Source organism: Chryseobacterium proteolyticum, assembly GCF_046591535.1.
In the GTDB taxonomy this organism is placed as follows: domain Bacteria; phylum Bacteroidota; class Bacteroidia; order Flavobacteriales; family Weeksellaceae; genus Chryseobacterium; species Chryseobacterium proteolyticum.
Genome location: NZ_JBJLWK010000002.1, coordinates 296,666 through 311,808 on the forward strand (window position 1 = coordinate 296,666; position 15,143 = coordinate 311,808).

General features: G+C 36.5%; 16 protein-coding genes. 4 read left to right on the top strand and 12 right to left on the bottom strand.

All coding sequences use genetic code 11. The features are described from left to right. Positions 1-18: 18 nt before the first annotated feature. The 9 genes from ACJ5H0_RS07230 to ACJ5H0_RS07270 all read right to left on the bottom strand — a co-directional run bounded on the left by ACJ5H0_RS07230 (position 19) and on the right by ACJ5H0_RS07270 (position 7,054). Positions 19-1,209: a hypothetical protein gene (locus ACJ5H0_RS07230; RefSeq protein ID WP_411248441.1), complete on the bottom strand. Its 1,191-nt coding sequence runs from the start codon at positions 1,207-1,209 to the stop codon at positions 19-21. Positions 1,210-1,369: 160 nt separating this feature from the next. Beyond that, a complete protein-coding gene (locus tag ACJ5H0_RS07235; protein ID WP_411248443.1) occupies positions 1,370-1,606 on the bottom strand; it encodes a hypothetical protein in 237 nt (78 codons plus the stop codon). Between the two features lie 223 nt (positions 1,607-1,829). Then, positions 1,830-2,162: a hypothetical protein gene (locus tag ACJ5H0_RS07240; RefSeq protein ID WP_411248445.1), complete on the bottom strand. Its 333-nt coding sequence runs from the start codon at positions 2,160-2,162 to the stop codon at positions 1,830-1,832. 129 nt (positions 2,163-2,291) lie between these two features. Further along, positions 2,292-3,677 carry a tRNA uridine-5-carboxymethylaminomethyl(34) synthesis GTPase MnmE gene (gene mnmE, locus ACJ5H0_RS07245; protein ID WP_345992637.1) on the bottom strand — a complete coding sequence of 462 codons (1,386 nt, stop codon included), beginning with the start codon at positions 3,675-3,677 and terminating at the stop codon, positions 2,292-2,294. Between the two features lie 100 nt (positions 3,678-3,777). Continuing rightward, positions 3,778-4,521, bottom strand: coding sequence for a DUF4421 family protein (locus tag ACJ5H0_RS07250; RefSeq protein WP_411248448.1), 744 nt, complete (start codon positions 4,519-4,521; stop codon positions 3,778-3,780). Beyond that, on the bottom strand, positions 4,518-4,703 hold the full coding sequence (locus ACJ5H0_RS07255) for a hypothetical protein (protein ID WP_411248450.1): 186 nt from the start codon (positions 4,701-4,703) through the stop codon (positions 4,518-4,520). Before ACJ5H0_RS07255 ends, ACJ5H0_RS07250 begins: the two co-directional genes overlap by 4 nt. A 133-nt stretch (positions 4,704-4,836) precedes the next feature. Beyond that, entirely contained in the window at positions 4,837-5,415 is a 579-nt protein-coding gene (locus ACJ5H0_RS07260) for an NAD(P)H-dependent oxidoreductase (RefSeq protein ID WP_411248451.1), read from the bottom strand. After that, a complete protein-coding gene (locus tag ACJ5H0_RS07265) occupies positions 5,412-6,431 on the bottom strand; it encodes a saccharopine dehydrogenase family protein (protein ID WP_411248453.1) in 1,020 nt (339 codons plus the stop codon). Before ACJ5H0_RS07265 ends, ACJ5H0_RS07260 begins: the two co-directional genes overlap by 4 nt. 56 nt (positions 6,432-6,487) lie before the next feature. Next, positions 6,488-7,054 (bottom strand): Crp/Fnr family transcriptional regulator, encoded by a 567-nt coding sequence (locus ACJ5H0_RS07270; protein WP_172279490.1) that lies wholly within the window; start codon positions 7,052-7,054, stop codon positions 6,488-6,490. 467 nt (positions 7,055-7,521) lie between these two features. Between ACJ5H0_RS07270 and ACJ5H0_RS07275 the strand changes: the two genes are divergently transcribed. Continuing rightward, positions 7,522-7,656 (top strand): hypothetical protein, encoded by a 135-nt coding sequence (locus ACJ5H0_RS07275; protein ID WP_411248455.1) that lies wholly within the window; start codon positions 7,522-7,524, stop codon positions 7,654-7,656. A gap of 38 nt (positions 7,657-7,694) precedes the next feature. Here ACJ5H0_RS07275 and ACJ5H0_RS07280 read toward each other — a convergent pair whose 3' ends face one another. Next, complete coding sequence (locus ACJ5H0_RS07280; protein ID WP_172279494.1) at positions 7,695-9,464, bottom strand: aminopeptidase P family protein; 1,770 nt, start codon at positions 9,462-9,464, stop codon at positions 7,695-7,697. 329 nt (positions 9,465-9,793) lie between these two features. Between ACJ5H0_RS07280 and ACJ5H0_RS07285 the strand changes: the two genes are divergently transcribed. Further along, positions 9,794-10,231 (top strand): DUF6526 family protein, encoded by a 438-nt coding sequence (locus ACJ5H0_RS07285; RefSeq protein WP_411248457.1) that lies wholly within the window; start codon positions 9,794-9,796, stop codon positions 10,229-10,231. 202 nt (positions 10,232-10,433) lie between these two features. Beyond that, positions 10,434-11,537 (top strand): DNA topoisomerase IB, encoded by a 1,104-nt coding sequence (locus ACJ5H0_RS07290; protein WP_172279495.1) that lies wholly within the window; start codon positions 10,434-10,436, stop codon positions 11,535-11,537. Positions 11,538-11,541: 4 nt separating this feature from the next. Here ACJ5H0_RS07290 and ACJ5H0_RS07295 read toward each other — a convergent pair whose 3' ends face one another. Beyond that, positions 11,542-12,027: a hypothetical protein gene (locus ACJ5H0_RS07295; protein ID WP_411248459.1), complete on the bottom strand. Its 486-nt coding sequence runs from the start codon at positions 12,025-12,027 to the stop codon at positions 11,542-11,544. A 343-nt stretch (positions 12,028-12,370) separates the two neighbouring features. Between ACJ5H0_RS07295 and pruA the strand changes: the two genes are divergently transcribed. Beyond that, on the top strand, positions 12,371-13,996 hold the full coding sequence (gene pruA, locus ACJ5H0_RS07300) for an L-glutamate gamma-semialdehyde dehydrogenase (protein ID WP_411248462.1): 1,626 nt from the start codon (positions 12,371-12,373) through the stop codon (positions 13,994-13,996). 73 nt (positions 13,997-14,069) lie between these two features. Here the strand turns inward: pruA and ACJ5H0_RS07305 are convergent, their stop codons facing one another. Further along, on the bottom strand, positions 14,070-15,128 hold the full coding sequence (locus ACJ5H0_RS07305; RefSeq protein ID WP_411248464.1) for a diphosphomevalonate decarboxylase: 1,059 nt from the start codon (positions 15,126-15,128) through the stop codon (positions 14,070-14,072). Between the last annotated feature and the right edge of the window lie 15 nt (positions 15,129-15,143).

The following is a 15,143-nucleotide window of genomic DNA, read 5'->3' on the forward strand; positions in this document are numbered from 1 at the left end:
CCCATATCTTTTAAAGTCTCAAAAAAAAAGTTTTTCCACACCCTTTTCATTTAGCTTTAAATGGTCACTTGAATATTGTGAATCTAATAGTAGCAAATCGTTTACATCCTGATAATTAATTTTATAGTTATCTAGATCTAGCTGTGTAAAAGTTTTTACTGCATCCTGATAAGTTCCATTAAATTGTATTACATAATGCATACCATTAGGAGCCACCATACCTAAATAAGCATTGTTTGCATTTGCTGGATCAGAAGTAGGCTGTACTCTCGCAAAACCTAATAATTGATCTATATCATTAGGGGAAAACATTGATATTCCTGAAGGGGTATGGTTATGGTAACCTCCTTGATATCCTGTTTTGTCTCCAAAATTTACACTATGAGTTCCTCCTGTAATTGTTGCGCTAGCTGTTCCGTCTGCCTTAAACATTACTCCAAGTTCACCTCCTTTAGGGGCTTGTTTTTGTAGTTCATTAATCTTTTCAAGTACCTGAGGTTTAGCTAGATTACTTCTTATTTTATCACAAGGAGTGTCAGGAGTATTTGGGTATGGATAGCCTGTACCTCCTCCGCCAGTACCCATATCACACAATCCTGTTACAGGATCTACAATACCTAAGCAATCAGAAATTTCTATTGGGGCATCTATAACTCTACAAGTTGTAACATTACTGGATACCCAATATCCATCTCCTCCCTCTGGATCAGGATTAGATTCATTATTTGGATACCATGTAGAAATCGTTTTGGTTGAACAAACTAATGTGCCCTTACTACTATTGTTTGTGTTGGTATTTATTGCTTTTTTAACTCTTGGAGAAATATAATTTTGGAAAAAACTAATCTCATTGTGTGATTGTCTGTATATGAAGTAAATTTTAGTGCCATGTCTGGGAACTTGAAGTACAGAAATAACTTTTCCATTATCTACTACGGGAACCATCAAAAAACTTTCATCAAAGCTATCCATTGTTGTGGCATAATCCCAATAAGGTGTTCCACTGCCTTTTTTGATTTTAGATTCATTTTCCTGATAGACTTTTATTACATTTTTAATATACTTTTCGTCCTCTTTCCAAAGGCTTTTGCTAGTATATTCTTTAGAACTTGGATCTAATGAAGCGGTGAATTCATCATGAACACATGAATACAGCGAGATGCAGAGGACTACTAGTAGCAGTAGCTTGAAAATAAATTTCTTTTTCATTTAGTGTTTGTATTTCTTTAGGTAGCTAATATAAAAATATTTTATAATTCACACCTTAGGGTTTTCCGTATTGTTTTGAATTACTTATTTCATAAACAAATATATTTTTATTGGACGACAGAACTTGTCGTGTTATTTTTATTAATAATCCATTTATCTTTTATTCAAAGTATAGCTGATGATTTTTAAATGCTAACCTTCCTTTTGTAGCGATTGGATAACACATATCATTCTTACCAAAATCAAGCTTTGATATAGTAATTTCCCCATTTACAACCCCTGTGAATTCAAAGGCATAACTTGGCTCATAAATACTTCCAACCACACCAATCTTGGTATTTTCATAAACTAAAATTCCTCTGCCAACATACATACACCCCCCTCCAATCGTTGCCAAGGTGTAATACTTGATGATTTCCTCTTGTCCATCATTATTTAAATCGGCTTTAAAGGATTCTTCATTATCAACTATATCTCCTGCTCTGAGGATATCTTTAATGTGGTTTTTATATTGCTTCTCAGCTTCTCTATTAAAATCTGTATTTGAAGCATTCCCTGATTCATTCGTAGTTGATTTTTGGTGATATATACTTTCTTTCGAATTACTATCAATAGCGTTATCATTGGAAGTTTTTTTTTACTTCATCTATTTTATGAAGAACAACCATATCTGAAAATTTTAAATCTCCATTTTCTAAAGCGGTTAAAACCCGTGTAGTACCGTTATCTTCTGTGTACCCAATTCTATCAGGGTATTGTCTACATACTAATTTTGAAACTCCTGTTAATGAGTTGTCAATGGTAATTTCATTTCCATTAATTTGATAATTTACTTCTACAAACATAATTTTTGTTTGATACTTCCCATCATGGTAATGTCCCTCAGAAGAACAAGAGTACAGTAATAAAGAAAAAGCTAATAGGATAAAGAATTGTGTAAATGTTGTTTTCATAATGTTTTGTTTTTAACCACATCTGAAAACTTAAAGACAAAAAACAGGCTTAAATGTCATTAAATGTCACTTCGCATTTTTATAAAACACTGATTAAACGTAGTATTTATACGGCTTTACAGAGATAGGCTACTTCCCAATGCAAAACTTAGAAAAAATATTCCCCAGCACTTCATCATTCGTCACCTCCCCGGAGATCTCTCCTAAATGTTCCAATGCATTACGAAGTTCATACGCCAATAACTCTGTGGAAATCCGGAAAGTGATTGCTTCATTTACTTTGTGTACTGCACTTAAAGATTTGTGTAACGATTCGAAGTGACGCTGGTTGGTGATCACCACATTATTTTCGAGGGATTTCAATTGTTCAACATAGGATGACAATTCATTTTTCAGGTCCTGGATATTCTGATTCTCTACTGCTGAGATTTTGATAAAATCAAATTCATGATTGATTTCCTTTCTGAAAACATTTTCCACATTCTCATATTTTGTCGGAATAACCTCATCAATTTTAGTGGCACAAATAATCAGCTTTAGATCTTCTCTTATCAAAGACCGGATCATTTCAATATCTTCCGTGAAATCTTCCGTAGCGGCATCTGCCAGATAAACGAGAATATTGGCATTTTCAACTTTCTCTTTGGCTTTTTTAACCCCTATCGCTTCAATTTCGTCCGCTGTTTCACGCAATCCTGCGGTATCGATCAGACGGAATGCATGTCCTTTAATATGTAAAACCTCCTCGATCGTATCTCTGGTGGTTCCTGCAATACTGCTGACAATCGCTCTTTCTTCTTTCAGGAGGGCATTCAATAATGTGGATTTACCCGCATTCGGCTTACCAATGATGGCAACAGCAGTCCCGTTTTTAATAGCATTTCCGTACTGAAAGCTTTCGATGAGGGAGTTTAATTTTAATTCAATTTTGCTTAAGAGCTGATTGAGGGCTGAGCGGTCCGCAAATTCCACATCTTCTTCTGCGAAATCCAATTCCAGCTCGATCAATGAAACAAAATTCAGCAAATCAGTTCTCAGAATTGATATCTCGTTGGTAATTCCTCCCTTCAGCTGGTTGATGGCCACTTTCCGGGATGCTTCATTCTCAGAAGCAATGACATCTGCAATAGCTTCTGCCTGGGAAAGATCAATTCTTCCGTTGATAAAAGCACGAAGTGTAAATTCTCCGGCCTTTGCCATTCTTGCTCCGTTTTTGGTAAGGGTTTCAAGAATACGTTTTCCAATATGCGGAGATCCGTGAAATGCTATTTCCACAGAGTTTTCAGTTGTAAAACTTTTGGGTGCCAGGAAAATAGATAACATCACCTCATCAATAGCCTCTTCCCCATCCATAAAATACCCGTAATGAATGGTATGCGATTTTTGCTTCCCCAGATTTTTCCCGGGAAAAGACTTCTGTACCACAGATAAAGCATCGTTACCCGAAACTCTGATAATGCCTAAAGCTCCTACTCCATTGGCCGTAGCCAACGCACAAATGGTATCGTTATTCATGCTGCAAATTTACGTTTTTTAATGGAAATCTTAATGCTAAATGCTTATACAGATTGTCTATAATAACGATTTGAAACCATGCTCATAAACAACAAAGCTTTTATTTGTTTTTGGATTTAAAAATATGATCCAGATGTTTAACATAGGAAAGCTGCATGGTAATGGCAGTAAGGCTTAGCTCTTCTTTTTTTACGGGATAGACGGTTTTATTGTTAATGAGGATCGCAAAAGAAATACCCCAGTTATTTTTATGGTAATTTCCGGCAATCCTGGCAAATGCAGTAGGATACACTTCAACCCTGCCTTTTTTCAATGATTTCAGGGCATTCCCAAAATTAGCCCCTGCCTGAATGGTTCCTGTCATCATCCAACGCTCACTCATGACCCAGGAATAAGCATATCCTCCATTAACTCCCAATTGAAAATTTTCTAATCCGTACGTTCCTTCAGAGCCGCTTCTTTCCATTCCTTTCAACTGATAATAATAACCACCGCCTCCTACCAGCCAGCTTCCGGCAGAATGCCGCTGTATTTCGTCCAGGTCAAAAGCAGCCTTGGATGAGAAGCGTTTCCCATTAAAAAGGTAGGTTGCCTCCATACCGATCTGCTTTACGGACATTTGCTGATAGATATCCGGATTCTGGTCTTTATCTTTCTCCACATAAAATCCCCTGTAGTCCTGGAAGAATATATCGAATATCATCTTCCTGCCATAGTGATGGATCTGGAAATCACGCGTTTTCGTTTTTCCGTATTTCTTTTTATCCGTTAAAGGAATAAAACCATATCCCAGCTGAATTCCCACGATCGTATTTTTAATCGCGAAACCGATACCTGTATTCAAGGGTAATTGGGAGTATAATGCCTATCCGTATCGTCTACCTCTAAGGAACTGGTAGAAAGATATCCGGATATCCTGTATTTCTGTGGATAGGACTTGATGTACGATGAATCGATCTCCTGGGCATGGATATATGAAACGGAAAAAATAGCTGTTAATCCGGTTAAAAACTTCTTAAGACGCATACATTAAATGATTCCATTATATTCTACTGTTTTTGCTGTCATTTTTCTTTAACGGACAGCAATTTAAGTATAATTTTCAGTTTTTAACCTATCAGAATCATTTAAGCTTTATTATAAATATTTAATATACATTCTACTTTTGCCTTTGTCCTGCCTTTTGTATTTTTTTCAGCCATTGGGCACGCTGCTTTTCATCAGAGGTCTTGATGATTCCGACATAGCTCACTTTAACCGGTTTTATTCCACAAAACTTCAATGTTGATTTTCTGAGCTGATTCACACTGGGACGACCATACATCAACCGGTAATACCAGCCCGGTTGATCTAAAGTGGTAATAATGTGTGCCGTCTTTCCTTTCAAAAGTTGATCCCACCACAGCGAATTTTCTCTGTATTTAAATGCCATACCCGGAAGAAAAAGCCGATCAATGAACCCTTTTGTAATAGCTGGCAGACCTCCCCACCAGACGGGATGAATCCAAACCAGATGATCCGCCCATTGTATCGCCTCCCATGCTTTCAACAGATCCGGTTCCAGTTCCATTCTTTTCTGATAACCGAATGTAAGATTAGGATTAAACTCCAGATCTGAAATAACAATTTCTTTAATTGCTGCTCCGGAATTAACAGCTCCTTTTTTATAAGCACTTGAAAGTGCAAAACAAAATGAACTCTTGTGAGTATGACCGTTGATAATTACTATTTTTTTCATTCGATTGTTTCTATATGGATACTTTCGTAAGCATTTAATGAGTTCATTAAATCATGGGGTTCATGCAGCTGGTGACTAAAGTAAATCCTGTTATCATGTTTTTCACTTCCTAGTAATTTTTCAGCATGGAGAACAGCAGATAATGCCGTTAATTCTGCCTGACCGTTTGTACTTTTCAGGCTGATTGTTTTATTACCCATATGGCCTGAGATTACGATATCGAAAACAGATTGATCTCCCTTTCCGCTTGATCCAAAGATCATCCTGCGTTCTTTCAACGATAAAATACTGAAGATCCTCATAGATTGAAAAGCACCCAACAGCCAGGTAACAAACTTTGAGTTATAGGTCATTTTAACCGTTACATCCGGTATTTTCTCAATTTTATTTAAAATATATAAATCCGGCACGTCAAAATTGTAGGCTGTTCTTTTCCCTATTCCAAAGGAATACTCAAACAATTCGGAGTTTAAGAAATGTTTGACAGAAAAAGGTTGGTTATTTTTGTACATAAAGAAAGGTTTAGCCACATTTTCAGCCATAAAATGGGCTGAACTCTCTCCGGCAAGATCTTTTATAGAGTAATAAACGAAAAGCTGCACCTTGTTTATCTGGCCCGGCAATGTATTGGTTAATCCACTGACGATACCTCCCATCCAGCCTGAACTAAAAACAATCCTGCTGTTGATCCTTTGTTTTTTCGCCAGTTCATAGGCATTCATAAGGTCCGGTGTAGGTTTGGTAATATCCAGGTAATCAATTTTATTTTCTATAGCAAACCGGAGAATATAATCCTCCTGGTCATTCACGGAAAGAATGATCAAATGGATCTGATGATCCAGAAGCGTTTGAAAAGTATCGGGCTTGGTAACATCCACCAATAAATCATTTGCGGATTTTCCTGTTCTTCGGCCTCCTATAAAAACTTGATGGTGAGGATTTCTCGATTTGAAAATAAGGGCAATGGTTTTCCCTACTGTTCCATTCCCGCCGATAATTAAAATATTTGACTGCATCTCTGATTTTTTTGACAAAACTAGAGAGCTGAAGGATCATTTAACAGGACAAATGTCTAAAAAGAAATTTCTTTTCGGATACGGCTTAAATGTCTTTGTGTAATTCCAAGATAAGAAGATAAATATTGAAGAGGAATATCCTGGATGTAATTAGGATGATTCTTCAGCAGAGAAAGATACCTTTGTTTAGCATTATCCCTTTGCAGTTCAAAAAAACGTTTTTCCAGCTCCAGGTATTCCTGTTCAGCAATCATTTTTAGGAATAAGACCCATTTCGGATTCCCGTTAACTAATTTTTCTATCTTCTCTTTTTTCAAAACCAAAAGATGAGCCTCTGAAATAGCCTGCATACTTTCAACGCCCGGATTTCCCGAAATAAATGAAGAATAAGAAGCGATCCACACATTAGGAAACCTGAAGCAGTATGTATTGTCTTTTCCCTCACTTGAAGTATAATAAGACCTGAAAATACCGGATTCTATAAAAGCTATTTCCTTGCATTGATCTCCCTCATGAACAAAATAATCATTTTTATTGAGCCTTCTCACTTCAAAAAGCTGCAAAATGCCTTCAATTTCAAGCTCGGTAAATAAATTAAAGCTTCGAAAATATTCCTGTATCATTTTTGATTATCTGGTCATTACAATTACAGCTCAAAGGTAATGAAAACCTGATTATTCCTATACTCAACAAAAAAAATCATCTCATGACTGAGATGATTTACCGTTTAAATTTATTAAATGTATATATGAAGATATGAAAATGGTGTCTCTTTTTGTTATTTCAAAGATAGTTTTCATCATTTCGAAAATCATCAGGGGAATCCCTAGAAATATATCCGTAAAAATACGGTGGTGTAATTCAGATATTATTTTATATTTCCGGAAAATCCTTGAAAAGCAAAATTGATACATGGGAAATATCCGTCCATTGACGGGTTATTTGGCTACGATTGCTGTTGGCGGAAGGGTTTTTAAATCTCAACGGTCATAAAAAAATCATCTCAGGAACGAGATGATTCAACTGTTTGTGTTCTGAAAATATATAAAATGAAGTGGTGTCTGTTTTAATTGATACAAAAATAGACGGGATGGCATTTCTAATTTTCAGGGTAATCCCTAGAAATGCACCCGTAAAAATACGGAGAAGCTTTTTGAGATTACTGACAGGATTTACAACGGGAGGTAATGAGACCGGGATAAATAATTATAAAAAAGCCCCGTAAATAATATTCACAGGGCTTTTCAGTTGATCTAACAATTTTTAAAGCGGGCTTACCAATTGTAAAAACCACTCTTTAACGTCACCTTCTAAATAAGGAGACAGTTTCTGTTCACATGTGCTGTGATATTGATTAAGCCATTCAATCTCTTTTTCAGAAAGAATTTCTTTTACGATCGTATCTTTGAAGAAAGGACAGAATGTAAGGGTTTCAAAATCATAGAAAGTTCCTGATCCCGTCTTTTCAGCTTCTTTTACTGCAATAAGGTTTTCGTGACGGATTCCGTACTCTCCTTCCAGATAATATCCCGGTTCATTAGAGCAAACCATCCCCGGAAGAAGTTCCTGCGGATTAAGGTCCTTTCTGATATTTTGCGGTCCTTCGTGTACATTCATAAAACTTCCAACCCCATGTCCGGTTCCATGATTAAAATCTTTTCCCTCCATCCATAGCGGAAGTCTTGCAATGGCATCCAGCTGTACGCCTTTAGTTCCTTTTGGAAATTTCACCATGGATAAACGGATCATTCCCTGCAGTACTAAAGTTGAATTTCTCTTAAATTCCTCAGAAACATTTCCTAAGGCAAAAGTTCTTGTAATATCAGTTGTTCCTTCAAGGTACTGACCTCCGGAATCAACCAGGATACTGGCATCATTCGTTACTTCTTTACTTCCTTCACTTTTTGCAGAATAGTGCATGATGGCTCCATTATCTTTGTACCCGACAATGCTTCCGAAACTTTCTCCGACAAAATTTTCTCCTTCTGCACGGAACCCTAGGAGTTTTTCACCGATAGAATATTCTGTCATTGCTTCTTTTCCTGCGTTATGAGTGAGCCAGTAAAGGAATTTCACCATTGCGACTCCATCTCTTACCATCACCTTTCTGAAACCTTCCAGTTCGGTTTCATTTTTCTGAGCCTTCATTAAATTACCCGGGACAGGAGCTTTTACAAACTGATTATCTGCTTTTAGTGTTTCAAAAATAGACTGGTTGCTGTTTGGAGATACCAGGATTTTTTCGTTCTTAACTGTTGTAAGGTAGTTATAAAACTCTTCATAAGGCATCATTTTTACGAAAGAATCGTCCAGTTGTTTTCTCGCTTCTACCTCCAATTTTTCAAGATCGGTAAACAGGATCGCATCATTTTTTGTAATGATGATATAGCCTAAAAATACCGGATTGCTTTGTACATCACTTCCTCTCAGATTAAGCGTCCATGCTACGTCATCAAGACTGGAAATAATATGATAGGTAACTTCCTGTTCTTCCATTTTCTGACGGATGGCGGAAAGCTTATCAGTCACGGATTTTCCCGATCTTTCTACCGGTTGAGTATAAATCGGATTTTTTGAAGGTGTTCCCCTGTCCTTCCATACTTCCTTCAGTAAAGGAGCGTCTGCAAGAACGATATTTTTATTTTTTAATTTTTGAGAAAGGAGTTCCCAATTGGCGTTGGATGTGGCTACTGCATTAACAGCTACTTTCCCGCCCGCAGGAATTTCGGAAATAATCCAGTCGATATAATTAGGCGTTCCTTCAATTCCATCTTTAAAAAGATCAATCCCCGAGTCCTGAAGCTCTATTGCAGCCTGGGTAAAATACCGTCCGTCCGTCCAAAGTCCGGCTTTGTTTTGGGTAACCACCACAAAACCTGCTGACCCGAGAAATCCTGAGAGCCATGCTCTCTCCTGCCATTCTTCCGGTAAATATTCACTCATATGCGGATCTGCAGAATATACTATAAATGCATCAACATTATTTTTCTGCATTTCTTCACGAAGCGCAGCTACTTTTTCCCTTGAAGTCATTTTTTAATTTTTTAAAACCGAAAGTTACAAAAAATTTGAGCTTCCGGATTCAAATTATTAACCGTTTTTTCCCGAATTAAAGGTTATTTTTTATTTTTTCACTGATCATAAAACTGAGAGATTCTCATTCGCTTGACATAAAAATTCCAATGTCCCGTCTACATCTGAATAATTCACAGCTAAAAAAATTTATGTAAGAAAAAAAAAGAATTTAATGAATACATAAAAAATAAATCATTTAAACCAAAAACAAATACTTTAAAGAATGAAAACAACAATTATTATTAAAAATATTCTATTTTGGAAAGATTCTTGCTACATCATATCCTATGGGAAAGCAGAATTATAAAAACCACAGAAAATTTTATCCTCCACACCATTTCATTTATCTTCCTCTGCTGTTTATATTGGAATGCGTAGGAATTTATAATATCTGGAATGATGGTGAGAACAAACTTACCTGGATCCTATTTTCTATAGTCATTTTTCTGATTCTCTATTTAGCCATTATGCTGCGGCAGCACTATGCACTCGGCAATCAAAACCGTATTGTAAGACTTGAATTCAGACAACGGTACTTTGAAATTTTTAATAAAAGATCCGATGAGGCTTATGAAAAATTAAGTTTCGACCAGATCGCCGCTTTGAGGTTCGCTGATGACGATGAATTTAAAGAGCTTTTGTATAAGGCTCTGAATGAAAATTTTTCCGGAGATCAGATCAAGAAGTCTATCAAAAACTGGAGACCTGATCACCATAGAATTTAAATCAAACACTAAAAAAATCAATATGAAAAAATTACCCTTATACAGTATTGCAATATTCAGTTTATTGTTACTAACAAGTTGTGAAGCCGTCGAGACTATCTTTAAGGCTGGAATGTGGTGGGGAATTTTGCTCGTTGTAGCGGTTGTCGTTATTCTATTATTAATTTTTTCGAAGGGTAAAAACTCTTAACCATGCTTTATTATGGATAATGACGACTTTGAATTGATCTCCCACCTTAAACCTTCTAAGATTGTTAAGATCATGAAAGATCCGGTGGCTTCTGCAAAGGCAGTAAATCTTATTTACACCTCCGATACAGAAACCGCCGGAATTATTCGTAAAAGAAGGGGAAAAAAGTATTCGTACTTTAAAGACGGTGAACGCATTAAAGACAAAGATGAGATCACCAGGATCAATAAACTGGTAATTCCTCCTGCATGGGAAAATGTTTGGATCTGTGCCCTGGACAATGGACATCTGCAGGCTACAGGATTTGATATTAAGAAACGAAAACAGTATAAATACCATTCTTTATGGAGTGCCTTAAGGAACCACACCAAATTTTACAGGATGCTTCAGTTTGGATATGCCTTACCTGAAATCCGCCTGCATGTGGAAAAAGATCTGGCACTGAGAAATTTTGAAAAAAGAAAAATCCTGGCTCTGATCGTAAGCCTTATGCAACGTACGAACATCAGGATTGGTAATAATGCATATGAGAAACTATATGGCTCATTCGGCTTAACCACCTTAAAAGATAAACACGTAAAGATCAACGGGCAGAAAATGACCTTTTCTTTCAAAGGAAAAAAAGGGGTAATGCACAATGTCGATCTGAAAAGTAAAAGGCTGGCAAGACTTGTTCAGAAATGTAAAGATATTCCGGGGAAAGAACTTTTCCAGTATTATGATGATGAGGGCAACAGACATTCCATTGATTCCGGAATGGTGAATGATTATATTAAAGAGATCAGCGGCGAAGATTTTACGGCTAAGGACTTCAGAACCTGGTCGGGGACCGTCAGTGCTTTAATCGCATTCAAAGAAATCGGCTATGCGGAAAGCAATACGGAATACAAAAGAAAAGTAAAGGAGGCATTGGATATTGTAGCTTCACACCTTGGCAACACCAGCACGGTGTGCAGAAAATACTATGTTCATCCACTGGTGATCAACCTTTACGAAAATAATACGATTAAAAAATACCTTGACGAGCTGGAAGACATTGAAGTAAATGATGGCAAGGCGGATTTAACACAAGAAGAAAAATTAGTGCTGAAAATTCTTGAGAACGAAAAAATGTAATCCGCTATTGAGAAACAGAAGTACTCGGCGGATAATCATACTCTTTAATTTCAATAACAGACTCTTTTTCATTATATAGAACATCCAGATTACCTTCTAAGAAGGTGATCAGGCTTTCCATGCATTTTTGATTTGTTTGGGAATTTACTACAAACGGACGATGACCAAAGGTGACTGCTATCTCTTCAGTTTTCCTGAGAATCTGATAAGTCCCTTTTACGATACTTTTACAGTCTTTCTGATTGATATTCATTTGGAAATTCTTAGCATCAACAAAGTATAAAACATCAGGCTTCATCTTATCTTTATCCAACAGGATGTGAGAATTATCAAGATCCTTTAAATCAAAATTCCATTTTGACTTTTTAAGAACATTATTCAGAAGTTCGTCTGTTGAAGATGAAGTGCCAGACTGTTTTACATTTTTCTTGGTTTGCTGAGCAAAAACGACCTGGGAAAAGCATAAAACGATAAAGAATATTATTTTCATAAGTTACTGTTTTAAAACACATTAAATATACTTATTCTTTCTAGTATACAGGTTTATCTTTTTGTAAAAACTGAATTCGATCATAGGATTCTGCATTATTTCAAACTGGTATAAGCTGTGTCCGGGCAATATTAATTAATATTCAAATGAGATACAGATCCTTCACTCATTATAAAATCGAAACAAAAACACCACAAAACGATTTATTTTCGCTGGTAAAATACCGCATTTATTATAGAGTATATGAATGTAAAGGATAATTTATAAAAACTATGGTTTATTTTTTCTTTGTCTGAATTATCGTAAATTTGTAGTACAGACTTAATTAAAACAATTAAAATATATGTCAAAAGCAATTTCGCAAGTTCCACTTGCAGTAAATGAGCCTGTAAACTCTTATGTACCAGGTTCAGCTGAAGTAAAAAGCCTTATTGCCACATACAAAAAAATGTGGGCTGAAAAGATAGAAATCCCAATGGTCATCAATGGAAAGGAAGTAAAAACTGACGAGAAAGTTCAGCTTCAGTCTCCACAGGATCATGCTCACGATTTTGGATTTTACTACAAAGGAACAATGCAACATGTGGATGATGCGATCAATGCTGCATTAACTGCAAAAAAAGAATGGAACGAGCTTGGATGGGAGCAGCGTGCTGCAATCTTCTTAAAGGCTGCTGATCTGTTGGCAGGACCATACAGAGACGTGATCAATGCAGCAACCATGATCGGACAATCTAAAAATGTACACCAGGCTGAAATTGACTCAGCTTGTGAATTCATAGATTTCTTAAGATTCAATGTTGAATTTATGACGGAAATGTATTCTGAGCAGCCTATCTCTGACAGTGGGATCTGGAACCGTGTAGAGTACAGACCATTAGAAGGATTCTGCTTTGCAGTAACTCCGTTCAACTTTACTGCGATCTCAGGAAACCTTCCTACTTGTATGGCTATGCTTGGAAACGTAGTGGTTTGGAAACCTTCAGATAAGCAGGTGTATTCTGCAAAAGTAATCATGGATGTATTAACAGAGGCAGGTCTTCCTGCAGGGGTAATCAACATGATCTTTACAGACGGTAAAGAAACTGCTGAGAAAGTATTGGCACACCGTGATTTTGCAGGACTTCATTTCACAGGTTCTACAAAAGTTTTCCAGGGAATGTGGAAAATGATCGGAGATAATATCCATAACTACAGAACCTATCCAAGAATCGTTGGAGAAACTGGTGGTAAAGACTTTGTTATCGCTCACCCATCTGCAAACGTTGAAGCAGTAGCTACAGCTTTAGTAAGAGGAGCTTTCGAATATCAGGGACAGAAATGTTCTGCGGCTTCAAGAGCATATATTCCAAAATCTCTTTGGGCAGATGTAAAAAAAGTAATGGAAGCTCAGATGAGTACAATTAAGATCGGTTCTCCGGAAGATCCTTCAAACTTTGTCAATGCTGTTATCGATAAAAATTCTTTCGAAAAATGTAAAGGATATATCGAGAGAGCTCAAAACTCTAATGAAGCTAATGTAGTGATCGGAGGAAAATGTGATAATTCAAAAGGATGGTTTGTAAATCCAACCGTTATTGAAACTACAAATCCTCAATACGAAAGTATGGTTGAAGAAATCTTTGGCCCTATCTTAAGTATCTATGTTTACGAAGATAAAGACTGGAAAGAAACTTTACAGCTGGTGGATTCTTCATCTCCATATTCATTAACAGGTTCTGTTTTTGCTCAAGACCGTTATGCGGTAAATGAAGCTTTCAAAGCTTTAGAAAATGCTTCAGGTAACTTCTACATCAATGACAAGCCAACAGGAGCTGTAGTAGGACAACAGCCTTTCGGAGGAGGTAGAGCTTCAGGAACCAATGATAAAGCAGGTTCTAAAATGAATCTTCTGAGATGGACTTCCGTAAGAAGTATCAAAGAAACTTTTGTTTCTCCTAAAGATTACAAATATCCATATTTAGGATAAAAAAATAAGCAATCATTAATATATAAAAAATGCCCGAAAGTTTTACTTCCGGGCATTTTTTGTATGATATATTTTAAAACTTCATCACATCTTTTACCACTCCGTTCTTTTGGGTATGTGGCAATAATTCAGATTCAATAAAGGTCTTGATCTTTTCTTCAGCACCATTATTCGGAAATAACAGATGAACATTTGCTCCTGCGTCCAAAGTAAAAAATAAAGGTAACCCCGTCTCCTTTCTGAAATCCCATATTTTATTGATGACTTCCAGAGTTCCTGTTTTCATCAAGATAAATGCAGGATCGCTCATCATCATCATTGCATGAAGGGTAAGGGCCTCATGTTCAACCAATGTAATAAACCTTTCCATATCCCCGTTTTTAAGAATCTCTTTCATCGGAATAAAGTTTTCTCTTGCTTCCTGAAATCTTCTTTCTGCATAGGGATTTGTATTCATCAAACCATGACCTACTGTAGAAGAAACACTTTTCTGTCCTTCATGGATCAGCAGGACCCAGTCATTAAAATCTTTGAAAATAGCATGAATATCTTCATCCGGGTATCGGACTGCAAACAAATCGGAACTTCCCTCAACCAAATCAGAACTTCCCCATACGACCAATCCGTTATATAGACTTCTGCATGCACTTCCACTTCCCAGTCTGGCCAGAAATGACGCTTTCCTTAAAGATTCTTCTTTCGATCCTTTCCCTGAAAAAAGCTCATCGAGCGCCATAAGACATTTTGCAATGGCTCCAAAACCCGAAGCCGAGCTTGCAATCCCTGAACTGTGCGGAAAAGTATTTTCTGTTTTAATAATATACTTTCCTTTTAAAATCCAAGGTAAGTACTGTTCTATATTTTTAAAATATTTTTCTATTTTTTCTCCGAATTTTGCCTCTTCATTTCCTGACAGAAAAGTTTGAACTGAAAAGGGCTGATCCGCTAAGAACTCTAATATTGTATTTGTTTTACAATGGTTAAGGGTATAGCTGATACTTGGGTTGGCTGGAATTTGATCTGCATATTTCCCCCAATATTTAATCAAAGCAATATTTGACGGACAGCTTTCCGAAACCGTTTGTGAAGTAACTGTATAATTTTCTTTTCCTAGAAATTCCTGTGTTGTCATAATTTAATTCAAAAT

Excerpts from the sequence above, each read along its gene's own strand:
- ACJ5H0_RS07255 (WP_411248450.1), bottom strand. The coding sequence starts at position 4,703 with ATGCGTCTTAAGAAGTTTTTAACCGGATTAACAGCTATTTTTTCCGTT.
- ACJ5H0_RS07270 (WP_172279490.1), bottom strand. The coding sequence starts at position 7,054 with ATGATACAGGAATATTTTCGAAGCTTTAATTTATTTACCGAGCTTGAA.
- ACJ5H0_RS07305 (WP_411248464.1), bottom strand. The coding sequence starts at position 15,128 with ATGACAACACAGGAATTTCTAGGAAAAGAAAATTATACAGTTACTTCA.
- pruA (WP_411248462.1), top strand. The coding sequence starts at position 12,371 with ATGTCAAAAGCAATTTCGCAAGTTCCACTTGCAGTAAATGAGCCTGTA.
- ACJ5H0_RS07295 (WP_411248459.1), bottom strand. The coding sequence starts at position 12,027 with ATGAAAATAATATTCTTTATCGTTTTATGCTTTTCCCAGGTCGTTTTT.
- ACJ5H0_RS07285 (WP_411248457.1), top strand. The coding sequence starts at position 9,794 with ATGGGAAAGCAGAATTATAAAAACCACAGAAAATTTTATCCTCCACAC.
- ACJ5H0_RS07260 (WP_411248451.1), bottom strand. The coding sequence starts at position 5,415 with ATGAAAAAAATAGTAATTATCAACGGTCATACTCACAAGAGTTCATTT.
- ACJ5H0_RS07275 (WP_411248455.1), top strand. The coding sequence starts at position 7,522 with ATGGCATTTCTAATTTTCAGGGTAATCCCTAGAAATGCACCCGTAAAA.
- ACJ5H0_RS07230 (WP_411248441.1), bottom strand. The coding sequence starts at position 1,209 with ATGAAAAAGAAATTTATTTTCAAGCTACTGCTACTAGTAGTCCTCTGC.
- ACJ5H0_RS07240 (WP_411248445.1), bottom strand. The coding sequence starts at position 2,162 with ATGAAAACAACATTTACACAATTCTTTATCCTATTAGCTTTTTCTTTA.
- ACJ5H0_RS07265 (WP_411248453.1), bottom strand. The coding sequence starts at position 6,431 with ATGCAGTCAAATATTTTAATTATCGGCGGGAATGGAACAGTAGGGAAA.
- mnmE (WP_345992637.1), bottom strand. The coding sequence starts at position 3,677 with ATGAATAACGATACCATTTGTGCGTTGGCTACGGCCAATGGAGTAGGA.
- ACJ5H0_RS07280 (WP_172279494.1), bottom strand. The coding sequence starts at position 9,464 with ATGACTTCAAGGGAAAAAGTAGCTGCGCTTCGTGAAGAAATGCAGAAA.
- ACJ5H0_RS07290 (WP_172279495.1), top strand. The coding sequence starts at position 10,434 with ATGGATAATGACGACTTTGAATTGATCTCCCACCTTAAACCTTCTAAG.